Annotated in this window: 23 protein-coding genes and 1 tRNA gene; 15 read left to right on the forward strand and 9 right to left on the reverse strand. The window is 55.1% G+C overall.

Annotation, left to right across the window (positions count from 1 at the left end; all coding sequences use genetic code 11):
* Positions 1 to 29 precede the first annotated feature (29 nt).
* The 3 genes from QMG90_RS20170 to QMG90_RS20180 all read left to right on the forward strand — a co-directional run bounded on the left by QMG90_RS20170 (position 30) and on the right by QMG90_RS20180 (position 2,127).
* The gene (locus QMG90_RS20170) at positions 30 to 605 is read left to right on the forward strand and encodes a transcriptional regulator (protein WP_283281443.1); all 576 of its coding nucleotides are present in this window, start codon (positions 30 to 32) and stop codon (positions 603 to 605) included.
* 104 nt (positions 606 to 709) lie between these two features.
* Positions 710 to 785: transfer RNA gene (locus tag QMG90_RS20175), tRNA-Phe, on the forward strand.
* Between the two features lie 649 nt (positions 786 to 1,434).
* Complete coding sequence (locus QMG90_RS20180; RefSeq protein ID WP_283281446.1) at positions 1,435 to 2,127, forward strand: hypothetical protein; 693 nt, start codon at positions 1,435 to 1,437, stop codon at positions 2,125 to 2,127.
* A gap of 241 nt (positions 2,128 to 2,368) precedes the next feature.
* Here QMG90_RS20180 and QMG90_RS20185 read toward each other — a convergent pair whose 3' ends face one another.
* The 5 genes from QMG90_RS20185 to QMG90_RS20205 all read right to left on the reverse strand — a co-directional run bounded on the left by QMG90_RS20185 (position 2,369) and on the right by QMG90_RS20205 (position 6,924).
* A complete protein-coding gene (locus QMG90_RS20185) occupies positions 2,369 to 2,839 on the reverse strand; it encodes a hypothetical protein (protein WP_283281448.1) in 471 nt (156 codons plus the stop codon).
* Positions 2,751 to 2,975: an ash family protein gene (locus QMG90_RS20190; protein WP_283281449.1), complete on the reverse strand. Its 225-nt coding sequence runs from the start codon at positions 2,973 to 2,975 to the stop codon at positions 2,751 to 2,753. Before QMG90_RS20190 ends, QMG90_RS20185 begins: the two co-directional genes overlap by 89 nt.
* Positions 2,976 to 3,184: 209 nt before the next feature.
* A complete protein-coding gene (etk, locus tag QMG90_RS20195; protein WP_283281450.1) occupies positions 3,185 to 5,365 on the reverse strand; it encodes a tyrosine-protein kinase in 2,181 nt (726 codons plus the stop codon).
* A 21-nt stretch (positions 5,366 to 5,386) separates the two neighbouring features.
* On the reverse strand, positions 5,387 to 5,830 hold the full coding sequence (locus QMG90_RS20200) for an arsenate reductase/protein-tyrosine-phosphatase family protein (RefSeq protein ID WP_283281451.1): 444 nt from the start codon (positions 5,828 to 5,830) through the stop codon (positions 5,387 to 5,389).
* The gene (locus QMG90_RS20205) at positions 5,818 to 6,924 is read right to left on the reverse strand and encodes a polysaccharide export protein (protein WP_283284011.1); all 1,107 of its coding nucleotides are present in this window, start codon (positions 6,922 to 6,924) and stop codon (positions 5,818 to 5,820) included. The genes QMG90_RS20200 and QMG90_RS20205 overlap by 13 nt, the downstream gene beginning before the upstream one ends.
* Before the next feature lie 545 nt (positions 6,925 to 7,469).
* On the opposite strand from QMG90_RS20205, the gene cbpA reads away from it, so the two are divergent.
* From cbpA to QMG90_RS20220, 3 genes are read left to right on the forward strand one after another with little or no spacing between them, the layout of a single operon-like run.
* Complete coding sequence (gene cbpA, locus QMG90_RS20210) at positions 7,470 to 8,399, forward strand: curved DNA-binding protein (protein ID WP_283281452.1); 930 nt, start codon at positions 7,470 to 7,472, stop codon at positions 8,397 to 8,399.
* Positions 8,399 to 8,704, forward strand: coding sequence for a chaperone modulator CbpM (gene cbpM / locus QMG90_RS20215; protein ID WP_283281453.1), 306 nt, complete (start codon positions 8,399 to 8,401; stop codon positions 8,702 to 8,704). The genes cbpA and cbpM overlap by 1 nt, the downstream gene beginning before the upstream one ends.
* Positions 8,705 to 8,758: 54 nt before the next feature.
* A complete protein-coding gene (locus tag QMG90_RS20220; RefSeq protein ID WP_283281456.1) occupies positions 8,759 to 9,715 on the forward strand; it encodes a nickel/cobalt transporter in 957 nt (318 codons plus the stop codon).
* Here the strand turns inward: QMG90_RS20220 and ampR are convergent.
* Complete coding sequence (gene ampR, locus QMG90_RS20225; protein WP_283281458.1) at positions 9,712 to 10,599, reverse strand: LysR family transcriptional regulator AmpR; 888 nt, start codon at positions 10,597 to 10,599, stop codon at positions 9,712 to 9,714. The two genes, QMG90_RS20220 and ampR, sit on opposite strands and share 4 nt — an antisense overlap.
* A 144-nt stretch (positions 10,600 to 10,743) precedes the next feature.
* Here ampR and ampC point away from each other — a divergent pair, with 144 nt between their 5' ends.
* On the forward strand, positions 10,744 to 11,892 hold the full coding sequence (ampC, locus tag QMG90_RS20230) for a class C beta-lactamase (RefSeq protein ID WP_283284012.1): 1,149 nt from the start codon (positions 10,744 to 10,746) through the stop codon (positions 11,890 to 11,892).
* Between the two features lie 40 nt (positions 11,893 to 11,932).
* Here ampC and proP read toward each other — a convergent pair whose 3' ends face one another.
* From proP to crfC, 3 genes are all read right to left on the reverse strand, one after another.
* Complete coding sequence (proP, locus tag QMG90_RS20235; RefSeq protein WP_283281460.1) at positions 11,933 to 13,435, reverse strand: glycine betaine/L-proline transporter ProP; 1,503 nt, start codon at positions 13,433 to 13,435, stop codon at positions 11,933 to 11,935.
* A 342-nt stretch (positions 13,436 to 13,777) separates the two neighbouring features.
* Entirely contained in the window at positions 13,778 to 14,665 is an 888-nt protein-coding gene (locus QMG90_RS20240) for a diguanylate cyclase regulator RdcB family protein (RefSeq protein ID WP_283281461.1), read from the reverse strand.
* On the reverse strand, positions 14,662 to 16,989 hold the full coding sequence (gene crfC, locus QMG90_RS20245; protein WP_283281463.1) for a clamp-binding protein CrfC: 2,328 nt from the start codon (positions 16,987 to 16,989) through the stop codon (positions 14,662 to 14,664). Before crfC ends, QMG90_RS20240 begins: the two co-directional genes overlap by 4 nt.
* 341 nt (positions 16,990 to 17,330) lie before the next feature.
* On the opposite strand from crfC, the gene QMG90_RS20250 reads away from it, so the two are divergent.
* From QMG90_RS20250 to phnK, 8 genes are all read left to right on the forward strand, one after another.
* A complete protein-coding gene (locus QMG90_RS20250; RefSeq protein WP_283281465.1) occupies positions 17,331 to 17,666 on the forward strand; it encodes a zinc ribbon domain-containing protein YjdM in 336 nt (111 codons plus the stop codon).
* Positions 17,667 to 17,745: 79 nt separating this feature from the next.
* Positions 17,746 to 18,180, forward strand: a complete 435-nt coding sequence (gene yjdN / locus QMG90_RS20255; protein ID WP_283281467.1) for a VOC family metalloprotein YjdN — start codon at positions 17,746 to 17,748, stop codon at positions 18,178 to 18,180.
* A 145-nt stretch (positions 18,181 to 18,325) separates the two neighbouring features.
* Positions 18,326 to 19,051, forward strand: a complete 726-nt coding sequence (phnF, locus tag QMG90_RS20260; RefSeq protein WP_283281468.1) for a phosphonate metabolism transcriptional regulator PhnF — start codon at positions 18,326 to 18,328, stop codon at positions 19,049 to 19,051.
* A complete protein-coding gene (gene phnG, locus QMG90_RS20265; RefSeq protein WP_283281470.1) occupies positions 19,052 to 19,504 on the forward strand; it encodes a phosphonate C-P lyase system protein PhnG in 453 nt (150 codons plus the stop codon). It begins immediately after the preceding gene.
* Positions 19,501 to 20,085, forward strand: coding sequence for a phosphonate C-P lyase system protein PhnH (gene phnH, locus QMG90_RS20270; RefSeq protein ID WP_283281472.1), 585 nt, complete (start codon positions 19,501 to 19,503; stop codon positions 20,083 to 20,085). Before phnG ends, phnH begins: the two co-directional genes overlap by 4 nt.
* Positions 20,085 to 21,149: a carbon-phosphorus lyase complex subunit gene (locus QMG90_RS20275; protein WP_283281474.1), complete on the forward strand. Its 1,065-nt coding sequence runs from the start codon at positions 20,085 to 20,087 to the stop codon at positions 21,147 to 21,149. Before phnH ends, QMG90_RS20275 begins: the two co-directional genes overlap by 1 nt.
* Positions 21,142 to 21,990: an alpha-D-ribose 1-methylphosphonate 5-phosphate C-P-lyase PhnJ gene (phnJ, locus tag QMG90_RS20280; protein ID WP_283281476.1), complete on the forward strand. Its 849-nt coding sequence runs from the start codon at positions 21,142 to 21,144 to the stop codon at positions 21,988 to 21,990. Before QMG90_RS20275 ends, phnJ begins: the two co-directional genes overlap by 8 nt.
* The gene (phnK, locus tag QMG90_RS20285; RefSeq protein WP_283281479.1) at positions 21,987 to 22,745 is read left to right on the forward strand and encodes a phosphonate C-P lyase system protein PhnK; all 759 of its coding nucleotides are present in this window, start codon (positions 21,987 to 21,989) and stop codon (positions 22,743 to 22,745) included. The genes phnJ and phnK overlap by 4 nt, the downstream gene beginning before the upstream one ends.
* Positions 22,746 to 22,793 lie beyond the last annotated feature (48 nt).

The raw sequence follows: 22,793 nt of genomic DNA on the forward strand, positions 1-22,793 counted from the left end.
TTTGAGTGAGATATAGGGAGGAATGTGCCGTGCAACGTGAAGATGTGCTGGGAGAAGCCCTGCAATTACTTGAAATACAAGGGATTGCCAACACCTCGCTCGAAATGGTGGCCGACCGCGTTAACTACCCGCTCGACGCGCTCATGCGTTTCTGGCCAGACAAAGAAGCGCTGTTGTATGACGCGCTGCGCTACCTCAGCCAGCAAGTGGAAACCTGGCAGCGCCAGTTGCTCTTGAATGAAGAGCTGAGCATTGAGCAAAAACTGCTGGCGCGCTACGCCGCGCTGACCGAGTGTGTCAGCAACCACCGTTATCCGGGCTGTTTGTTTATCGCCGCCTGTACGTTTTACCCGGATCCTGAACACCCTATCCATCAACTGGCGGATCAGCAAAAACGCGCCGCGCATGACTACACGCATGAGTTACTGACTCAGCTTGAAGTCGATGACCCGGCGATGGTCGCAAAGCAGATGGAACTCATTCTGGAAGGCTGTTTAAGCCGGATGCTGGTGAACCGCAGCCAGGCGGATGTCGACACCGCACAACGTCTTGCAGAAGACATTTTACGCTTTGCCCAATGCCGCCAGAGCGGTGCCCTTACCTGAAATGCGCGGTTTGCGGCCAAACTGCCGCAAAGTTAAGCAAACGCGCTGTTTTTGCTGAATTTGGGTTGACGAGGGGCGCTGATTACGGTTTAATGCGCCCCGTTGCCCGGATAGCTCAGTCGGTAGAGCAGGGGATTGAAAATCCCCGTGTCCTTGGTTCGATTCCGAGTCCGGGCACCACTATTTAGAGAAACCAGCCTTAGGGCTGGTTTTTTGCTTTCTGAGGTACGGACTCTCCATCGAACGTCGTTCGATTATTCGCCGCTCGCGGCTCACCCCTTCGGGGCCAGCGCGCAAGCGCGCTGTTCAACGCCTTCGGCGTTAGTCCGAGTCCGGGCACCACTATTTACCACCGGGCGGCGAGAAGCCAATGTCATTGAAGAGTTGAAGGGGTAGCTCGTGAAAAAAATATAGAAATAACGAAAAATAGTTTCTTTGAAATATATCCCGGTGAAATAACTCTTTATGAACTATCAGCAACCGAACAAAAAAAAAATCAAATCAGCCCCCCATATTATTCCATTCTGTAGTGGGTTGGAAACTCTCATATAGAACATACTTCACTATGCACGGCATAAGCAAAATGAACCACCACGGCTATTGTAATCACCTTTCAATCAGACAGTTGTAATCATTAATGACAGGCGCCCACTTCCACTCCCGGCTGACCATCATTAGTAATCAAGCCATCACTCAAATTGATATTAGAGCCAATTTAATACACTCCTTCAATAATATCACCTTAGCAATGCAAAATTTTATTTTCCATTCCAAACTATCCATGTTATTTTTTTGCACTGAGGACACTGATTAACCACAGAGAAAAGGTATGTATGAGAGTAATTTGATTATTAACGAAATACAAGCGGATAAATTGATGGCATTGCTGCTCGACAAAGCAGTTGTTGGTGTTAAGGATCAGATTTTAGAGTCAATTGCCAGAATAGAAGATGGTGCTACACGCCTGACTTATTATACTTCATGTTTTACTGATAACTATCAGGATGTTTGTTCGAAGTTAAAGTTCGAGGATGCACGTTTTGCTGAGGGGCTATATCAGTTAATCAGGGATCGCCAGATTGTTTACGATTTGATGAGTATATATTTCAAAGAAATATTCAAATATAAAACATATCAGCAACTGGAATTTATAAAGGAACAATTGATTCAGATGGGGTTAAACGTTTCCGCCAATAGCTTGACAGCTGAATCCTTCACATTCGGGATCACCTCTTCGGTTTGCCTGGGTCTGGGATTTAGCCCTGTTGTTGTTGGAAGAGTTCGCGCTCTGGCGGGCGGTGTAGTAGGTGTTGCAGGGCTTTATGGTTATGTACAACAAGCAGCGGAAAGCGCGGACAGGCTTAAGCTTCAAAGCCCAATATACTACAACGCTCTCTCTCTCAGAAAGTTAGATATGATGTATTTTATTGTGGAACCTGTGTTCATAAAAGCACGAGCCTTTCAACATCAATCTTTCTCAGATGTTCAGATAGTGAATATAATTTCCAACATGATGAAATAACATGATCAACTTTCTGAAAAAATTACTAAGATCCCAGAGTTCATTCTTTGTAAGAACGTATTTACCTGCAATCATCATACTTATATTTCTGATGTTTGCAGTTAATTTATTTCCCTCATTCGCCATAGAAGCTACCGGAATATTTGCTGTCATTGTTTTTATTTTTATATTCATTACAGCCAAACCTTCCAAATGAAAATTTAAAACCTCCCCATTATCAGGGAGGTCTGGCATTACAAAGTTAACATCGTATCCATATCACCTCTTCAACCGACATCACCCCTTCACTCGTCCGTATCCAGCGCGGTTTTTTAGTATCCGCCGCGAAGAACCAGACCAGTTCACACAGTAAGCCGGTTAAGGTCTTTTCTATCTCGGGTACCAGTACCTGCCCGGACAGCAGTTTTGCCAGCGTCAGACAATAATCACAAAGCAACTCAGAATCGGGGTCAAACGCGGGTTTCAGGGGTGGAAGCGTATCAATCGTCAGACTTTCAAGCAGATGGTGCGGCACAGGGTCGTTCAGCGTTGGTTGTAACAAGGTCAGGCACGCGCTGAGGCGCGCGCACAGCGCCATTTTCAGCGCCGGATCGTCGTTTTCAATCAGGGTTTCGGCGAATTTTTCACAGTGATCGGCAAGGACAGTGAAATCCGTCCGCGTGCTGAAAGGAACAGAAAGTAACGGGTGAGTCTGGGCAGGGATCGTAGCCATCGTGGCAGCCTCCTGTAACGGGTGTATACCCACCACCAGAGGTTCCAATCTCATTGGTGGTGGACTGAACGAGGTTGGAACTACCGGCGTTACAGGAAACCGGCGCACCTTGCGGTGCCCCCGCCCAGCCCACCATTGGAGTGTAGCCGTGCGCACGACACAAAAAAGACGCTGGCGCGTCATGTGTCGCCTGTAACACTATTCCAGGGTTCCAATCCCGACACCTGATTTTGCAGGTGCGGAGGAAAGATACTGTTATCGGTTACAGGTCGCAAGCGGTTTCATGACGGCAAGCGGAGCAGAGTACAGATCCGGAATGCTGCTCGCAAAACACATGAAATCCCCTTAATCCTTATCCGTATACCGATATCCGTACTGGTTATACCCGTAGCCATAATAATCGCTGGCGCGCCTGACCACGCCGTTCAGAATCGCTCCTTTGATATTGATCCCACTCTGCTCCAGGCGTTGCACACAGACGCTGATCTCTTTGACGCTATTCAGGCCAAAGCGCGCAACAACCAGGCTGGTGCCGGCTGAGCGGCCAATCACGGCGGCATCGGTCACCACGAGGATCGGCGGCGTATCGATAATCACCATGTCGTAATGTTCGTTGGCCCAGGTCATGAGCTGGCGGAAACGGGCGCGCATCAGCAGCTCTGCCGGGTTGGGGGGAATCTGGCCGCGGGTGATCACGTCAAATCCCCCTTTGTGAAACCGCTGCACAGCCTCTGTCATTTCCACCTGACCGGAAAGCACCTCTGACAGGCCGACCTCGTTCCTGATGTCAAACATGTCGTGGACGTATCCCCGGCGCATATCACCATCAATAAACAGGACTTTCAGGTCAGACTGCGCAATTACCGCCGCCAGCGCCGTGCTGACGAATGTTTTACCACTGTCCGGCGTGGCGCCGGAGATCATCAGGATATGACTGGTGGTTTCCATCATCGCGAAATGCAGGCTGGTGCGCAGACCGCGGATTGCCTCGACCGACAGATCGATCGGATTATCGACCGGTAAAAACGGAACGTTGCGGGTGTGGTGACGTAAGCGCGATGAGAAAAAATGCTTGCGCCGCACCTGAGCTTTCTTCACCAGCCACTCTGACAACGGCACGGTGGCGTACACGTTAATCCCCTGCTCTTCGAGTTGCTCGGGTGATTCAATTCCCCGGCGCAACAATGTGCGCAGCAGCACCAGCCCCATAGAGAAAAACAGGCCCAGCAGCAGACCCAAAATCACAATCAGCGCTTTTTTCGGCTGGATGGGTTCCGGCTGGGCCATCGCCGGATCTATGATGCGGACGTGACCAATCGCGCTCGAGCGGGCAATGCTCAGCTCCTGCTGGCGGTTAAGCAGTTGCAGATACACAATGCGGCCAGACTCAACATCCCGGCTGAGACGCAGCACTTCCTGTTGCGTCTGCGGCATCGCCGACACGCGTTTGTTGAGGCGCGTTTTCTCCTGCTCAAGCGTCTGGCGCTTTTCCAGCAACGCGCGGTAGGTCGGGTGATCTTTCTTGTAGAGTTGGGAAATCTCCGCTTCGCGGAAGGTCAACTCGTTCAACTGGTTATCGACATTGACGATCTGCTCAAGCACGCTTTTGGCTTCAAGGTTAAGATCGACCGAATCCTGCTGTTTACGGTAGGCGTTGAGTTTACTCTCCGCCTGATCCAGTTCGCTACGCACCTGCGGCAGTTGCGCCTGCAGAAACTCCAGACTCTTTGAATCCTGCGCCGCCTGGCGAGCGATATTCTGCTGCAGATAGTTACTGGCGATGCTGTTAAGAATACACACAATGTTATCCGGGTCGTCCCCGGTGATGGTCAGCCCCAGCATGCCGCTGTCTTTGCCGCGCTCTTTCACCGAAAAACGCCGTTGCAGGGCGTTAATCGCTTCCAGTTCAGTCAGTTGCGTTAGCATAAATTCGGTTCCGGACGCGGCCTGAATCTCCGACACGTTCAGAGCGAGCTCACCCTGAACGAGCAGTTCACCCACCACGCCCGTGGCAGAGAAATCCGCGCCTTCCAGCCGATAATGCGCACTGTCTTCCACCGTCAGCACGATCCGCTCCGCGCGCCCCTCACGGCGCGGAATACTCATCCCGCGCAATGCAAGCCGACCGGGGATTTCCCCCGTCAGCCGCGCCCAGCCACGGCCCACCAGCGGGAAATAGCGTTGCGCCACGACGTTACGCAGGCTCAAATCATCAATGGTCTTGCCCAGAATCATGCGCGACTGCAGGAGTTCGATTTCCGGTGCGGAATCCGGCGATGAACCGGGAAAATCCTGACTCAGGCTGTCCAGCAGCGCATTCCCCTGCTTTTGTTCCACCTGCACCAGCGCATCTGCCTGGTAAACGGGCGTGGCAAACAGAGCGTATGCCAGCGCGCACAGCGTGAACAGCATGGTCACACCGGCAATCAGTTTCCAGTGATCGAGCAGTTCGAAAAACAAGCGAACCAGATCGATCTCATTGTCGCCCGCAGGCGTAGTCTGAGGGTGAAGGTTTTTCGTCGACATAAAACAACGTATCTCGTGTGATTAGCTGAGCCGCTTCGCCCATTCCTGAGAGGCCTGCGCCAGCAGACCGTAAACATGCTCAAACGCCTCACGGCTTTTGCCGTAAGGATCGGGAATTTTTTTACTGTCCAGCCACTGACCAAAAAGCAGCGTTTTTCCCCGCACGTCGGGGGCCATTACCGTTACCTGCTCAATATGCGCAGGCTCCATTACCAGGATCAGATCGGCATCGCGCAACATGCCTGCCGTGACTTTGCGGGTGACATGCCCTGCCAGCGACAGTCCATGACCCGCAGCCACCGCCATCGCGGCAGCGTCTGCCGGTTGCCCGCTCACGCCATAAGTGCCTGCCGACTCCACGTTCATCATCGGCAGAGCCTGTCGCAACAGCCGTTCGCCGATGGGCGAGCGACAGAGATTTCCGGTACACAGCACCAGAATGGAGCGGAACCTTAGTTTGGCCATGCGCGGACGTACCGTACGGTTTCCGTCAGGTCATGAACGCCGGTGATGGTCGGCACCAGTTGTGAAATCACGCGGTTCCAGCGCACGATCGGCGCGGCGGTCACATAGACGATGTCGTAAGGCTCCAGCTGGAATTCCGTACTCAGCACCATGGCGGAAGCGTCCTGTGCATTGAGCTGATAAATGCTGGCGATTTTTCCACTGGCGGAATTTCTCACCGAACGGATAACAAAAATGCCGGTGGCGTCAGACATGTCCTGCCGCAGGCCGTCGGCGTTGCCGAGCGCTTCCGCCAGCGTCATGCCGCTGCGATCCATCTTCAGCGTGCTCTGCTTACCCACTTCGCCCATCACGAACACTTTCAGACTGTCATTGCGCGGGACAAACAGAATGTCGCCGGGGTACAGCAGCCGGTTCTGGGTTAAATCACCATGCTGCATCAGCGCATAGAGTGAAATGCGGCTCTCCATGCCGTTATGGGTCAGTACCACATTGCGCCAGTCGGCGTTTTCGGTCAGACCGCCCGCCGCGTTTATCGCATCCATAATGGTTAAGGGAATATTGGTGATCGGCTGCTGGCCGGAGTTGGCGACTTCGCCAGTGACGTAGGATTTCTGGGAGCGGAATGCGGCGATGCTGACATCCACCTGCGGGCTTTCGATGACCGCATCGAGACGCGCGGTGATCTCGTCCCGCACCTGAATAAGCGTCTTGCCAGCCACCTTCAGGCGGCCCACGTAAGGGTAAAAAATGGCGCCGTCGGCATTGACCCAGTTGCCGGTATCGCTGGCGCTGCGGTACTGACCCGCGGGCGTTGTCAGCTCGGGGTGATCCCAGACTGTGACCATTAAGACATCGCCAATGCCAATGCGATATTCGTAATCCTGCAGGAGCTGATCGAGTTGCGGGTTGGCGCGGGAGGAGATCCGTGGCGGGCGTAATTGCTCGACCAGGCCGGGTGTCAGCGGATAGATATTTACCATCTTATTCAGATCGTAATCCTTGTCCGCGGATTCAACGACATTCTTGCCGTGTGTGCTTAACCCTTGACCCGGAATTACCGTACAGCCGCTTAGCGCCGCCAGAACGAACATCAGCACGGGAAATGCGGAAATATATTTTATAGCCTTGGGCTTCCTGCTCATTAATTTTCCTTACAATGCGATTTCGCATTTAACATGCTAATCAGAGACATATTGAGATAATGAAAATGCAATCCCTAAATTTTATTAATGTATTAAAAGCAAAGAAGTTTATTGTTTTATCTTTAAAAACAAAAAGTTATAACAATTTAATAAGTTAAGGACGAGAGAGGGAAAACAGCAGAATACATTACTCCCCGCCCGCCTTGATGTAAACACAACTAAGTATTTTTAAGAATTTACAATGGATACTTAATAAAATAAATGCATTCTCAAAGAGAAAAAATAAATATACTGTTATTTGATGAAATATCAGAAAAAATATCGCAACAAGATTAATAAATAATACGACTTCTCGTCTGTTGGATAATCTGACGCTGTACGTAAGAAGAATAAGCACATTTGACCAGGAAAATTGCCTTATTTATTCTAAGATTAATGGCGATACCGGGTCAGGCAACCGGTACCTTTCGGTAAGAATAAAATGAGATAACACCATGGAATTAAAGGATTATTACACGATTCTGGGGGTTAAGCCGACGGACGATCTCAAAACCATCAAGACCGCCTATCGCCGCCTCGCGCGAAAATATCACCCCGATGTCAGTAAAGAAGCGAATGCCGAAGCGCGTTTTAAAGATCTCGCTGAAGCCTGGGAAGTGCTGAAAGACGATCAGCGCCGCGCCGAATATGACCAGCTCTGGCAGCACCGTAACGATCCGCGCATGGATCCGCATCGGGGACGCCAGCAAACACAACAGGAAACGCAATACAGCCAGCAAGAGTTCGACGATATTTTCTCGTCGATATTCGGTCAGCACGCCCGCCAGTCGCGGCAGTCACATGCCGCACGGGGTCATGACGTTGAAATCGAAGTGGCCGTTTTCCTCGAAGAGACGCTGGAAGATCAAACGCGAACCATCAGCTATAAGCTGCCGGTATACAACGCCTTTGGCCTCGTAGAGCAGGAGATCCCCAAAACACTGAACGTGAAAATCCCGGCAGGCGTTGGCGACGGGCAACGCATTCGCCTGAAAGGCCAGGGAACACCCGGCGAGCATGGCGGTCCGAACGGGGATTTGTGGCTGGTGATTCATATCGCGCCGCATCCGCTGTTCGACATTGTCGGTCACAATCTGGAAATTGTCGTACCGCTGGCACCCTGGGAAGCGGCGCTCGGCGCAAAAGTCACTATCCCGACGCTGAAAGAAAGTATTTTGCTGACCATTCCACCCGGCAGCCAGGCGGGGCAACGACTGCGCATCAAAGGGAAAGGTCTGGTCAGTAAAAAAACCACGGGGGATCTGTACGCAGTGATTAAAATCGTCATGCCACCGAAACCGGATGAGCAGAGCGCAGGGCTCTGGCAACAGCTGGCGCAGGCCCAGTCTGCGTTCGATCCGCGCAAAGAGTGGGGTAAAGCATAATGGCTAACGTTACCGTCACCTTCACAGTGACTGAATTTTGTCTGCATACCGGCGTCCCGGAAGATGAGCTGAATGAAATCGTCGGTCTGGGCGTGATTGAACCCTGTGAAACGCAGGATGAGGCATGGCGGTTTGACGACCGCGCCGTGAATATCATGCACCGCGCTGTGCGCCTGCGTAAGGAGCTTGAGCTCGACTGGCCGGGTATCGCCGTTGCGCTGGCGCTGCTCGACGAAAATGCGCGTCTGGTGAAAGAGAACCGCCTGCTGCATCACCGACTGGCGCGTTTTATCATTCACTCCTGATCGATGGCCTCCGCTGAGATATACTTCAGGGAGGCCATTAATGGGGGCACCCTCATGAGCACTCAACGTCTCGCGCGCAACTTACGCCTTTCCGGCATCGGCGGGTTTATGCTGCTGTCCCTGTTTGCCGTTATTACGCTGCACGCGCACTGGCCGGCGTTTATCCAGTGGTGCCTTAGTACCCAAATCACCCTGCACCGTTATCTGGTGATGTATCTGCTGCAACTGAATAATCATCAGTACAGCGGCGGCCTGTGGCTGCTTACCGGCGCTTTTTTATATGGCGTGCTGCACGCCATCGGCCCCGGGCACGGTAAATTCATCGTCACAACGTATCTCAGTACCAACAAAGAGAGTCAGCTCGCCGCCCGGGTCGTGCCGTTTCTTGGCAGCCTGATGCAGGGCGTCAGCGCGATCCTGTTCGTGTTTATTCTGGCGGTGGGGCTTAATCTGGCCTCCGGCGATCTCAGTGAGAGCCGCTGGTACGTCGAGAAAATCAGCGCCGTGTTGATTGGCGGTTTTGGCGCTTTCGTGATTTACCAGGCGCTGAAAACCCTGCAACCGCGCAGGCTGACGATCAAAAGCCTGACACCGGCGCATCAGCACGACGCGGAGTGCGGTTGCGGTCACCATGGCGTCGGGGTGGATCTCACCCGGGCCGACTGGAAAACCCGCCTCGGGGTGATTCTGGCGATCGGCGCACGTCCCTGCAGTGGTGCTATCATGATCCTGCTCTTTTCTAACGCGCTGGGCATTGTCAGTTGGGGCATTGCGGCGGTAATGACCATGTCCTTCGGTACGGCGCTGTCGATCATGGGATTGTCACTGGCGGTGCGCTACGCCCGAAACCGCACCGTGGCCTTTTTTGGTGCTGATAGCGCACAGCTTCACTGGCTGGTTCCGCTGGTGAAAGTGGCGGGCGGCGTCATTCTGATCCTCTTCGCCACCGTGCTGTTCCTGACCGTGATCCCGATGAACGCCAACGGTGATTTTATTGCCGCAGGCTGTTAATCCCCCTGACTCTGACGGGTTTGCGTGGTGATCCACGCAACAAAATCGCGCATCGCGGCAGTTTCCGGCCGCGACTGCAGACGCGTTAACCAGTATCCACCGAGACTGATTTGCGTGCTGAATGGCTGAATAATGCGTTCGGTATTCAGCAGCGAGGTAAACATTCCCGGCGGCGCGATGGCGATCCCCGCGCCAGCCTGTGCCGCTTCCAGCATTGTGACGGAAGAGTCAAACACCATCACCGGATGCGTCGGAGAAGGCGCCCGTTCACCCGCCGCCTGCGACCAGGCGCTCCATTCATCACGCCGATACGAGCGCAGCAGGGTAAATTTCAGCACATCCGCCGGCTGCCGTAATTCTGCCGCCAGCGCCGGGGAACAGAGCGGTGACAACGGCGCATCGCACAGAAAAATCGCCTCGGTGCCATGCCAGGCGCCACCGCCAAAGCGGATGGCGTAGTCCAGCCCTTCCGCCGCGGGATCGACCCGGTTGTTGTGAGTGGAGAGATGTAAATCAATGTGCGGGAAGCGGCGGCGAAAGCTTTCCAGCCGGGAAAGGAGAAAGCCTGTCGCGAACGTTCCCACCACACCAACCTTCAGTTTTTCCCGCTGCTGGCTGGCGGCAAAGCGATCCAGCGTATCAGCAATCCTGTCAAACGAATCATTCAGTACCGGTAGCAGATTTTCCCCTTCCGTGGTCAGCATCAGGCCGCGCGACACGCGGGCAAACAGCTGACAGTTGAGGTGTGCTTCCAGTGCTTTCACCTGCTGACTGATGGCCGAATGGGTGACGTTCAGCTCAATAGCCGCGTGAGTAAAACTTAAGTGTCGGGCAGCGGCTTCAAACGCGCGCAGGGCATTCAATGGAATATAGCTTCGGGTCATGGCGTTATCTGTAAGAAAAACTTCAGGCAGCTGCTAAATTTAATCGTTTGCCAGCGGTTGTCAAATCCCACAGACTGAGCGCATCTCAAGGGTCCGGACACCTCATCTTCTTCACGCTAAGAAAGGAATTCACTCATGCAAAAAATGCTTAACGCCACGCTGGCTTTTACGGCACTGACGCTGACCTCCCCCATTTTCGCCGCCGGAAATACGCTGACACCAGCGCAAATCAGCAAAACGGTGGACAAGACCATTGCACCGCTGCTCAGGGCGCAGGCCATTCCGGGTATGGCTGTGGCGGTCATTTATCAGGGGCAGCCGTACTACTTCACTTACGGCAAGGCCGATATTAAGCACGACAGTCCGGTCACGCCGGAGACGCTGTTTGAACTGGGGTCCGTTAGCAAAACTTTCGCAGGCGTGCTGGGTGGCGATGCCATCAGCCGGGGCGAAATCAGCCTCAGTGATCCGGCAACGAAATACTGGCCTGAACTTACCGGCAGCCAGTGGAAAGGGATCACCCTGCTGCATCTCGCGACCTACACCGCGGGCGGCTTGCCGCTGCAGGTGCCGGACGAGGCAAAAGACGAAGCGTCGCTGCTGAATTTCTACCAGCACTGGCAGCCCAAATGGGCGCCGGGCACGCATCGGCTGTATGCGAACTCCAGCATCGGGCTGTTTGGCGCGCTGGCAGTGAAACCGTCCGGGTTAAGCTACGAACAGGCGCTGACAGAACGCGTTTTGCAGCCGCTGAAACTGACGCATACCTGGGTAAACGTCCCGCCGCGTGAAGAGAAAAATTACGCATGGGGTTATCGCAACGGACAACCGGTTCGCCTCACGCCCGGCATGTTGATGGCCGAAGCGGCGGGGTTAAAATCGAGCGTGGTGGATATCGCCGCCTGGCTGCAGGCCAATATGGATCCGCAGCAAATCAGGAACCGCACATTGAGCGAGGCGGTATCGCTCGCGCAGTCGCGCTACTGGCGGGTTGGCAGCATGTATCAGGGGTTGGGCTGGGAAATGCTTAACTGGCCAGTGAAGGCCGACACCGTCATCAACGGTAGCGATAACAAAGTGGCGCTGGCTCCGCATGCGGCAACTGCCATTGAACCACCGGCGCCGCGCGTCGTCGCCTCGTGGGTGCATAAAACCGGCTCCACCAACGGCTTTGGCGCGTACGTGGCATTTATTCCGGAAAAACAGCTCGGCATCGTGATGCTGGCGAATAAAGCCTACCCCAATACAGAACGGGTGAAAGCCGGGTATGCCATCCTGAACGCGTTGCAGTAAACAGACGAAAAAAAGCCCGATATCATCGGGCTTATTACGGTTACTCGTTTATTTTCGGATGCTGCGACACCAGCCGCGACCGTTTTTCCTGAAGGTCGGCGATCTCTTTATCGATATCGTCGATTTTCTGCTCGATGTTATCGTGATGCTCCTGCAGGATCTCCCTTGCTTCCTGAATGTCAGACGCCGCAGGGGTCGCGCCTTTCAGCGGACGGTTGGCGGTCTCTTTCATCGTAATCCCGGTAATCAAACCGATAACGGCAATCACCATCAGATAGTACGCCGGCATCATCAGGTTCTGCGATGCTTCCACCAGCCACGCGGCGAGGGTTGGCGTCAGACCAGCTACCAGCACCGAAATATTAAACGCGGCGGCCAGCGCACTGTAGCGGATGTGGGTCGGGAACATCGCGGGCAGCGATGAAGCCATTACCCCGGTAAAACAGTTAAGCACCACAGCCAGCATCAACAGACCGGCGAAAATCAGGCCAATCACATCGCTGTTAATCAGAATGAAGGACGGGATCGCCAGCGCGAACAACGCCACGCTACCGATGATGATAAACGGACGACGGCCAAAACGGTCGCTCAGCAGTCCCATCACCGGCTGCACGAACAGCATCCCGATCATGATGGCGATGATAATCAGTACGCCGTGATCTTCGGAATAATGCAGGTTGTGTGACAGGTAGCTCGGCATATAAGTGAGCAGCATGTAATAGGTCACGTTGGTGGAAATCACTAGGCCGATACAGGCCAGCAGGCTGCGCCAGTGCTTCGTGGCGATCTCTTTAAAGGAGACCTTCGGCCCGTCCTGCAGCCCCTCGCGGTCGCCCTGCTCCAGCTTATCAACGTGTTGCTGGAACGCCGGGGTTTCTTCCAGCGCATGACGCAGATAGAGGCCAATCAGCCCTAACGGCAACGCCAGGAAGAACGGGATACGCCAACCCCATTCCAGGAAGTTCGCCTCACCGACAATCGTCGAAATGAGCACCACAACGCCTGCGCCCATCACGAAGCCCGCGATCGAACCAAAGTCCAGCCAGCTGCCCATGAAACCGCGTTTGCGGTCCGGCGAATATTCGGCAACAAAAATAGACGCGCCAGTATATTCTCCACCCACTGAGAACCCCTGCGCCATTTTACAGAGCAGCAGCAGGATCGGCGCCCAGATGCCAATGGTGGCATATGACGGGATCAAACCAATACAGAAGGTACTCAGGGACATGATGACGATGGTGATCGCCAGGATTTTCTGACGACCATATTTGTCGCCCAACATACCGAAAAACAGACCGCCCAACGGGCGAATCAGGAAGGGAACGGAGAAGGTTGCCAGGGCGGCAATCATCTGTACGCTGGGGTTAGCATCAGGGAAGAAGACCTTACCCAGGGCAAACGCCACAAAACCGTAAACACCAAAATCAAACCATTCCATGGCGTTTCCGAGCGACGCGGCGGTGATCGCTTTACGCAATTTGCCGTCGTCGATAATCGTGACATCCCGAAGCGTGATAGGTTTTACTTTTTTCCTTTTAAGCATTCATATTCCTCGTAAATTTCGCCGTGAGCGCACATTTGAGGGGCAAACAAAAGGGTGTTCGCAATCGTGCGGTAGCGGAGCGGCGAAATGCTGTGCTCCTCATTTCAAGCGTAGCAGGTTTGCCTGCACAGGCTGTTCAACCCCTGTACAACCGAACCTGTGACGCCTGCTCTGGCAGTCAAAGATAGCGCAGGATCACGGAATGACGTGGTCAACATTCGGCCCCTGCTTTTTTACCCTACCAGCGTTTAGATTTGTGATCAACTTCACGCAATTGATGACATCGTGTTACGTGACATTAACAAACGTAAAGGGGTTTACGTGCATGCTGACGACGCCCGGCTACAGCGGGGCGGCCAGCATGTCGTCTGTAAACATCTCTTCCAGCATCGCCGCAACCAGACGTTTCGCCGAACAGAGTCGCGGCATGCCCAGGGCGATGGTCTGCCAGGTTTGGGTGATGGACCAGCTGACCGGGTGTTTCTCTGCAGAGCACCAGCTGCCCTGCCAGCCGAGCATCTCCCGGTAATCCATCAATGAAGCCGAGGTCGGTGAGGCCAGCCACTGGTGATAAAAATGACGCGTCTCCGGCGAGGCGCTAATGCTTTCTGCCAGATACTGGCTGGCCATGGTCAGTAGATTCTCTTTCAGTAGGGTGCGGACTTCACTGTTCGCCAGGCGACAGGCATCGCCAAAGGCGCCCCAGCGCAGCTCTTCAAGAGCGATAAAACAGCGGCCCGCCAGCGACCAGCCGTCGTAACTGCCTGCATGCCAGCGGGTAAAAACCTCATCGCTGTGTTCGCCGGCATACACCATCAATCCACGCTGCGACAGCGCGCGCTGCTTATGCCCGGCGCGCTGCAGAAAGAGCCCGGCAACGGCGCCGTACTGCTCGCGCAGCTCAGCCGGGGCGCACCCTTTCTCCTGTAGCGAAAAGAGGTACTGGCTCATGCGCGTGAGCGCCAGGTGACCGGGGTCGAACATCCCCGCCAGTTTTTCCGCCAGTCTGAGCCGGATAGCCGGATTGTCGCCCGACGTCCCGGACACCGCCCATGGCGTCAGTTGTACCTGCGATACCACCTCTTTCAGCAGTTGCTCGCGAAAAAGCTGCTGTTGCGGCACCACGGAGCCAGGCCGGGGATTGTCGATGCCCAACACCAGTTCGACGATAAATTTCGGATGAATGGATTCCAGGTGTCGTCCCGGACCTTCCAGTAATTGCCTGTTCATGTCTGTTCGACCACAAAAAGTGTCTGAATATCATCGCGAAGCAGACGCGCATCCTCCTGGATCCACCGCACAGTAGACAGGCTTTGTTGCAGCTGGAGATTAAGCGTCATCACCGCGGACTGGTGCTGCTGACGTAAGTTAAGGCTTTCCTGCAAATTTTTTTGCAGCCCGGCAAGGTTCTGAGAAAAGCCGGCGAAAAAGGTAGTCATTCCGGCGGTCACCGCCACATCCACCTGCGCCCCCAGCGCCTTCAGGATCTGTTCGCAAAACTGAGAGATATGGAAGATCAGCTTTTGCTTCAGAGCCGGAATATCAATCACGTATCGCGACTGCGTCATGACATAATCGTCCCATCCCCAGCCCGGGTTATTCAGCCAGCGCGAGACGGATTCCCGCACTCCCACGCGTGGCAGCGCGCTGACCGGGGTATCTTCGCGGGCAATCGCATCGGCAAACACCAGCGGAATATTGAAATCCACCAGCCCGGCGCGAAACGGCGGCAGGCTGATCCGTGCGCGAAATCCGGCTTTGCCCAGCTCTTCTTTGATATGCAGTTCGATGGGGCGCAACGCCTCTTCCAGCGTGCGCGTCAGGCTGATTTCCAGTTGCGCGAAGCGCTGCGACAGCTCGCGCGTAAGCGTCTGCTGGGTGGTCAGCAACATGCTCTCGCAGCCCTGGCGAATCTTACTCAGCAGGCAGTGCGCCTCACTTTCGGCGTTGAGCACCACCGGACCGGGTTCACCGTCTTCCATCGTGCGTAGTTCAACCGGTATATCACCACTCAGTCTGCGCAGGTTCTCTTCTGCAAACCAACGGGTGACGTTCTGCAGCGCATTCGCCTGTTGCTCAGCGATAAAACCTTCAACGGCGGACAACGCCTCGATCACCTCATGATGCACCTCTTCGGTCACGCCATGTTTGCGCGCTTCAAACTGCGCCATACTCTCTTCCAGCCCGACGATATTGTGCTGAAGCTGGTCGAATGCCACCGTCATGCCCTGGTGGCGAAAATCGAGATAGTCCCTGGCCTGGGTCGCATAGTTGAGCAGCTTATGCGAGGCAGAGCGCAGCGCGAACAGTGACGCATGCGTATGCGCGGCGTGCAGCAACTTGCGGATGGGTTGTTCAAACAGCGAATCCTCCCACAGCAGCTGAGCCGCGTGATGCATTTTTCCGGCCTCCTGCAGATCCTCGCTGCGCCAGCGTCGCCCCAGCGCCGCCTCGGCAAAATCCTGCACCCAACGCTGCTCCTCCGGCGACGGTAGCCTGCCGTAGACGTTCAGTTCATGTCGCGCCCGGTTTGCCAGATAACCCCACATCGACGAAACCGGGAAAATCTGCCCGGGTGTAATGCATCCTTTCATCAGTGTGCCGGAGATCAGAGCCCGCACCTGGTCTTCATCGTCGCTGTTACGATCCTTTTGATCGAACTTATTCACCAGCGCATACAGCGGTACTGACCGTCCGACCGCCGCAATCGCCTGCCGCATCTCTTCATCAGAGACTGATTTCAACTGGGTATAATCCATTACCGCCAGCACCGCAGACGCACGCGACAACTGCTCGCTGAGCATTTTTTGCAGATGCGGTTGTCCGGCTTCGTTCGGCCCAGGTGTATCCAGCAATGTCAGTTGACCGGGGAAACTCCCCATGGCGGACAGATGCACAAACTCCACTTCAATCACTGGAATATGTTCAATCGCGGCATATTCGGCGAATGGAAATTCCGCCTCCAGCGCCTGCGAAAGCCGCACCAGATCGTTGAGACTTTTCAGGCAATGAAAAATCGGCTGTGCGCCCAGGTAATGTTTTTCAAACGCCACGCCGTGGGAAATATGATCGAGCAGCGTGTTCATGTCTTTATCAAGCTCCAGCTTTTCCGCCAGCGCGTTGCGATCAATGTGACTGATTTTATTCTGCAATTCCTGCATTAACCGATCGATGGGTTCAGGATGAGTAAAATGCAGGCCGGGTTCTTTTTGCCCCGGGGTGTGACGAATTAAGGTGGGGATCGCCGTCATCGGGCGATTGCGGTTAGGTAAAACCTCAGTCCCGACAATCGCATTAATGGTTGTCGATTTTCCGGCTTTCATGGTGCCGACAATCGCCAGCACCATTTCCAGACGGGTTATCTTGCGTAATTCGTTATTGAGCGTCGCCTGTTGGGTGTTAATCCCCTCGGGGCTGAAATGCACCGGACGTGGGGCGTCCTGAGCGTTCTGATTGCTCACGGGCAGGGTTTTCAAACTCTGTAGATGTCGCAGAGCCAGCTGCAGCAAGCGTTCCGCTTCCTGGCTTAACTCATATATTGTCTGTGTGTACATGGTTAAAGAATTTCCTTAACGCAAATTATATTGCTTTTATTTCTCTGAACTTTTAACAGCCAGATATTATTTTTATATTTACTCGTATTTATAATATTTTATGTTTATGCAGGCGCTCATTAATTTATTATTCTGGCGGTGCTTTAGATAAAGCAGAGATTAACAGCGTAGCGCATTTTCTAAAATATTCAGAACATATCGTTATTTATTTTCATATCGGTAACGCGACCTTTCCCGCGTGGCGCCGTCGCAGATGTGAAATAGCACCGACAAAAGTGTGGATTTGCGGTATAATTAGGCCTATTTTCGGCGATCTGCCATTTTTTAAGAGGACTTTTTCAATGCAACTTCCACACTGCCCAAAATGCAATTCCGAATATACCTATGAAGACAACGGTATGTACATCTGCCCGGAATGCGCGCATGAATGGAACGATGCGGAACCCGCTCAGGAGAGCGATGCGCTGATCGTCAAAGATGCGAATGGCAATCTGCTGGCCGATGGCGACAGCGTTACGGTCATCAAAGATTTAAAAGTGAAAGGCAGCTCGTCGATGCTGAAAATCGGTACCAAAGTGAAGAATATTCGTCTGGTCGAAGGCGATCACAACATCGACTGTAAAATTGACGGCTTTGGCCCGATGAAACTCAAATCAGAATTTGTGAAGAAGAACTAAATTGCCGCCCGGTGGCGCTTCGCTTACCGGGCTGGCCCTGACTACACTTAACGGGCTTCTCTTACCTGAGGTAATGAATATGCCGTTAAGTCCTTACATCTCCTTTGCAGGCAATTGTGCTGAAGCCATTGCCTTCTATCAACAAGCGCTCGGTGCAGAACTGGCGTACAAAATCACCTTCGGCGAAATGCCCAAAGAGGCGCAAAACAGCGAGGATGGCTGTGCGTCAACAATGTCATACCCGGATGACGCTATCGCCCATGCCAACGTTCGCATCGCCGGTAGCGACATCATGATGAGCGATGGCCTCACCAGCGACCGGGCAAACTACTCCGGCTTTACGCTGGTCATCGACACCCAGAATACGGAAGAAGGTAAGCGCTGGTTCGACAATCTGGCCCAAAGCGGCAAAATCGAAATGGCCTGGCAGGAGACGTTCTGGGCGCACGGCTTTGGAAAAGTGGTCGATCAATTTGGCGTGCCGTGGATGATCAACGTCGTTAAACAACACTAATTCCCTGCCTTCCCGCCCCGGGAAGGCGTCTTCAACTCTTCATCCCCCGTTAACAGACTTGTCACACTCCAGGCTCACGATGTTGCCATATCCCCTGTTTGCGCATGCGCAAAAGGCTCATCCGAACCGCGAGGCATTGACAATTATGCACTTGTCCAGACATCCGACCAGTTACCCGACGCGTTATCAGGAGATTGCCGCGAAACTCGAACATGAGCTTCGCAACCATTACCGTTGCGGCGACTGGCTGCCCGCCGAACATCAGCTGGCGGCGCGTTTTGAAGTGAACCGTCACACACTGCGTCGCGCCATCGATCAACTGGTGGAGAAAGGCTGGGTGCAACGCCGTCAGGGGATCGGCGTGCTGGTGCTGATGCGCCCGTTCGACTACCCACTGAATTCTCAGGCGCGATTCAGCCAGAACCTGCTCGATCAGGGCAGTCATCCTACCAGCGAAAAACTGCTGTCGGTGTTGCGCCCGGCGTCGAGCCACGTTGCCGATGCGCTCGGTGTGCAGGAGGGCGACAACGTCATTCATCTGCGCACGCTGCGCCGGGTGAACGGCATCGCCCTGTGTCTTATTGATCACTATTTTTCCGATATGGCGTTCTGGCCTGAGCTACAGAATTTCAACAACGGCTCACTGCACGACTTTCTGCGCGAGCGGCTGGGCGTGTCGCTGAAGCGTACACAAACCCGAATCAGCGCCCGCCGCGCTCAGGCCAAAGAAAGCAATGTGCTGGAAATCCCCAACCTGTCGCCGCTGCTTTGCGTGCGCACCCTGAACCACCGTGACGGTGAGGTCAACGCGGCGGAATACTCCGTCAGCCTGACCCGCGCTGACATGATTGAATTCACTATGGAGCACTGAATGCATTTTGATACCGCAACCCGTCAGCGCTGGCTATCGGCGCTGTCACACAGCGACCCCGCCGCGCTCAGTGCGCGAATGCAGGCGCTGGCGCTGTCGCCCGACTACGAGCTGATCCGCGCCCCGGAAACCGGACTGGTGCAGATCCAGGCACGGATGGGCGCCACCGGGGATCGCTTTTTTGCTGGCGACGCCACCCTAACCCGTGCGGTGATCCGCCTCGCGGACGGCACCCTCGGCTACAGCTGGGTGCTCGGGCGCGATAAACCGCACGCAGAACGCTGCGCAGTCATCGACGCCCTGCTGCAAACACAACCCCACTTCCACACGCTGATGGAAACCCTGATTAGCCCACTGGAGGCAGCGCGGACGGCACAAATCAATGCCCGTCGCGCCGAAGTCGATGCCAGCCGGGTCGACTTCTTTACGCTGGTACGCGGAGATAACGAATGACATTACAGACTGCCTTTACACTTCCGGTGCAGGATGCCCAACACTGTTTTCGTCGCCTGTTGAAAGCGATGAGCGAGCCGGGCGTGATCGTCTCGCTGCATCTGCTGAAGCACGGCTGGCAGCCACTCAATCTCGCCACCACCAGCGTGTTACTGACCCTGGCGGATAACGATACGCCGGTATGGCTATCGACGGCGGTGAACAATGATATCGCCCGTCAGAACTTACGGTTTCATACCAACGCGCCGCTGGTGGATCAGCCGCAGCAGGCGATCTTCGCCGTGGCAGATGACGCGCTGAGCGCTGAGCAACTGAACGCAATGAGCGCGGGTAGCGCCGTCGCCCCGGAAACCAGCGCCACGCTGATTGTGCAGGTTGCCGGGTTGAGCGGTGGGCGCATGCTGCGCCTGACCGGCGCGGGCATCGCCGAAGAGCGGATGATCGCCCCTCAGTTGCCGGAGTGCCTGTTGCATGAACTGACTGAGCGCCCGCACCCGTTCCCGCTGGGCGTTGACCTGATCCTCACCTGCGGCGAACGCCTGCTGGCGATCCCGCGGACTACCCATGTCGAGGTGTGCTGATGTACGTTGCCGTCAAAGGGGGCGAAAAGGCGATAGCCGCCGCCCATCATCTGCAGGAACACCGGCGCCGGGGCGATACCGGGCTGCCTGAACTGAGTGTGGCGCAAATTGAGCAACAGCTTAATCTCGCCGTTGATCGCGTCATGACCGAAGGCGGCATTGCCGATCGCGAACTGGCGGCGCTGGCACTGAAACAGGCCAGCGGCGATAACGTTGAAGCGATTTTTTTGCTGCGCGCCTACCGCACGACGCTGGCGAAACTGGCGGTGAGCGAACCGCTGAACACCACGGAAATGCGCCTCGAACGCCGCATTTCCGCCGTCTACAAAGACGTCCCAGGCGGGCAGTTGCTTGGCCCGACCTACGATTACACTCACCGTTTGCTTGATTTTACCCTGCTGGCGAACGGTGAAACGACGGCACTGAACACGGCGGAGTCTCCGCTGGAATCCACGCCGCACGTCTTCAGCCTGCTGGCAAAACAGGGGCTGGCGAAAGCGGAAGCAGACACCGGCGCAACGCCGGATGACATCACCCGTACACCGCCGGTCTACCCGTGCTCGCGCGCCTCGCGCCTGCAACAGTTGATGCGCGGCGACGAGGGCTATCTGCTGGCGCTGGCCTACTCTACGCAACGTGGCTATGGCCGTAACCACCCGTTCGCCGGAGAGATCCGCAGCGGTCACGTTGATATTGAAATTGTGCCGGAAGAGCTGGGATTTGCCGTTAACGTCGGCGAACTGCTGATGACTGAATGTGAAATGGTAAACGGTTTTGTCGACCCGCAAGACGAGCCGCCGCACTTTACCCGCGGTTACGGGCTGACCTTCGGCATGAGCGAGCGTAAAGCGATGGCGATGGCGCTGGTGGATCGCGCGCTACAGGCGCCAGATTACGACGAAACCATCGCCGGCCCGGCACAGGACGAAGAGTTCGTGCTGGCGCATGCGGATAACGTTGAGGCGGCCGGTTTTGTCTCGCATCTCAAGCTGCCGCACTACGTGGATTTCCAGGCTGAACTGGAGCTGTTGAAACGTCTGCAACAGGAGAACTGCCGTGGCTAACCCACTGACTGGCTACAACTTTGCGTACCTTGACGAACAAACCAAACGCATGATCCGCCGCGCTATTCTCAAAGCGGTGGCGATCCCCGGTTATCAGGTGCCGTTCGGCGGCCGTGAAATGCCAATGCCCTACGGTTGGGGAACCGGCGGGATCCAGCTCACCGCCAGCGTAATCGGCGAAAACGATGTGCTGAAGGTGATCGATCAGGGCGCCGACGACACCACCAACGCCGTCTCCATTCGCAATTTCTTTAAACGTGTTACCGGCGTCGAGACCACCGAACGCACCGACGAGGCGACGTTGATCCAGACCCGTCACCGGATCCCCGAAACGCCGTTGGTGGAAGATCAGATCCTGATCTTTCAGGTGCCGATCCCGGAACCGCTGCGCTTCATCGAGCCGCGCGAAACCGAGACCCGCACCATGCACGCGCTGGAAGAGTACGGCGTGATGCAGGTGAAACTGTATGAAGACATCGCCCGCTTCGGCCATATCGCCACCACCTACGCCTACCCGGTGAAGGTCAATGGCCGTTATGTGATGGATCCATCGCCGATCCCGAAATTCGACAATCCAAAAATGGACATGATGCCCGCCCTGCAACTGTTTGGCGCCGGTCGTGAAAAACGCATCTACGCGGTACCGCCGTTCACCCGTGTTGAGAGTCTCGATTTTGACGATCACCCGTTTACCGTGCAGGCGTGGGACGAACCCTGCGCCATCTGCGGCTCACGCCACAGCTACCTTGATGAAGTGGTGCTGGATGACACCGGCAAACGGATGTTTGTCTGCTCCGACACCGACTACTGCCGCCAACAAAGTGAGGCGTTAAGCAAATGACCCAACCGCTGCTTTCAGTCAACAATCTGACCCACCTGTACGCGCCGGGGAAAGGCTTTAACGACGTGTCATTCGAACTGTGGCCGGGCGAAGTGCTGGGTATCGTCGGCGAGTCCGGCTCCGGCAAAACCACGCTGCTGAAATCCATTTCTGCCCGCCTGACACCGCAGCAGGGCGAGGTGGTCTATCAGGCGCAATCACTGTATGGCATGAGTGAAGCGGAACGCCGCCGCCTGCTGCGCACCGAGTGGGGCGTGGTGCATCAGCATCCGATGGACGGCCTGCGCCGCCAGGTCTCGGCGGGCGGCAACATCGGTGAACGTCTGATGGCCACCGGCGCACGCCACTACGGCAACATTCGCGCGACGGCGCAGCAGTGGCTGGAAGAGGTAGAGATCCCCGCCTCACGCATCGACGATCTACCGACCACCTTCTCCGGCGGTATGCAGCAACGTCTGCAAATCGCCCGCAACCTGGTCACTCATCCGAAACTGGTGTTTATGGACGAGCCCACCGGCGGGCTGGACGTCTCCGTGCAGGCGCGTCTGCTCGATTTACTGCGCGGGCTGGTGGTGGAGTTGAACCTGGCGGTGGTGATTGTCACCCACGATCTCGGCGTCGCACGCCTGCTGGCCGACCGTCTGATGGTGATGAAAGAAGGTCAGGTGGTGGAAAGTGGATTAACTGACCGCGTGCTGGACGATCCGCATCATCCCTACACCCAGTTGCTGGTGTCATCGGTATTGCAGAATTGATGATGTTGCTGTTGCCGGGTGGCGCTCCGCTTACCCTACCTGGGAACA

This window comes from Trabulsiella odontotermitis, from assembly GCF_030053895.1.
GTDB classification, from domain to species: domain Bacteria; phylum Pseudomonadota; class Gammaproteobacteria; order Enterobacterales; family Enterobacteriaceae; genus Trabulsiella; species Trabulsiella odontotermitis_C.

Excerpts from the sequence above, each read along its gene's own strand:
- QMG90_RS20220 (WP_283281456.1), top strand. The coding sequence starts at position 8,759 with ATGAGCACTCAACGTCTCGCGCGCAACTTACGCCTTTCCGGCATCGGC.
- QMG90_RS20250 (WP_283281465.1), top strand. The coding sequence starts at position 17,331 with ATGCAACTTCCACACTGCCCAAAATGCAATTCCGAATATACCTATGAA.
- phnG (WP_283281470.1), top strand. The coding sequence starts at position 19,052 with ATGCATTTTGATACCGCAACCCGTCAGCGCTGGCTATCGGCGCTGTCA.
- ampR (WP_283281458.1), bottom strand. The coding sequence starts at position 10,599 with ATGACCCGAAGCTATATTCCATTGAATGCCCTGCGCGCGTTTGAAGCC.
- phnF (WP_283281468.1), top strand. The coding sequence starts at position 18,326 with ATGCACTTGTCCAGACATCCGACCAGTTACCCGACGCGTTATCAGGAG.
- etk (WP_283281450.1), bottom strand. The coding sequence starts at position 5,365 with ATGTCGACGAAAAACCTTCACCCTCAGACTACGCCTGCGGGCGACAAT.
- QMG90_RS20190 (WP_283281449.1), bottom strand. The coding sequence starts at position 2,975 with ATGGTGGGCTGGGCGGGGGCACCGCAAGGTGCGCCGGTTTCCTGTAAC.
- QMG90_RS20275 (WP_283281474.1), top strand. The coding sequence starts at position 20,085 with ATGTACGTTGCCGTCAAAGGGGGCGAAAAGGCGATAGCCGCCGCCCAT.
- ampC (WP_283284012.1), top strand. The coding sequence starts at position 10,744 with ATGCTTAACGCCACGCTGGCTTTTACGGCACTGACGCTGACCTCCCCC.
- QMG90_RS20240 (WP_283281461.1), bottom strand. The coding sequence starts at position 14,665 with ATGAACAGGCAATTACTGGAAGGTCCGGGACGACACCTGGAATCCATT.
- phnK (WP_283281479.1), top strand. The coding sequence starts at position 21,987 with ATGACCCAACCGCTGCTTTCAGTCAACAATCTGACCCACCTGTACGCG.
- phnH (WP_283281472.1), top strand. The coding sequence starts at position 19,501 with ATGACATTACAGACTGCCTTTACACTTCCGGTGCAGGATGCCCAACAC.
- QMG90_RS20180 (WP_283281446.1), top strand. The coding sequence starts at position 1,435 with ATGTATGAGAGTAATTTGATTATTAACGAAATACAAGCGGATAAATTG.
- crfC (WP_283281463.1), bottom strand. The coding sequence starts at position 16,989 with ATGTACACACAGACAATATATGAGTTAAGCCAGGAAGCGGAACGCTTG.
- QMG90_RS20200 (WP_283281451.1), bottom strand. The coding sequence starts at position 5,830 with ATGGCCAAACTAAGGTTCCGCTCCATTCTGGTGCTGTGTACCGGAAAT.
- cbpA (WP_283281452.1), top strand. The coding sequence starts at position 7,470 with ATGGAATTAAAGGATTATTACACGATTCTGGGGGTTAAGCCGACGGAC.
- QMG90_RS20185 (WP_283281448.1), bottom strand. The coding sequence starts at position 2,839 with ATGGCTACGATCCCTGCCCAGACTCACCCGTTACTTTCTGTTCCTTTC.
- QMG90_RS20205 (WP_283284011.1), bottom strand. The coding sequence starts at position 6,924 with ATGTTCGTTCTGGCGGCGCTAAGCGGCTGTACGGTAATTCCGGGTCAA.
- cbpM (WP_283281453.1), top strand. The coding sequence starts at position 8,399 with ATGGCTAACGTTACCGTCACCTTCACAGTGACTGAATTTTGTCTGCAT.
- proP (WP_283281460.1), bottom strand. The coding sequence starts at position 13,435 with ATGCTTAAAAGGAAAAAAGTAAAACCTATCACGCTTCGGGATGTCACG.
- yjdN (WP_283281467.1), top strand. The coding sequence starts at position 17,746 with ATGCCGTTAAGTCCTTACATCTCCTTTGCAGGCAATTGTGCTGAAGCC.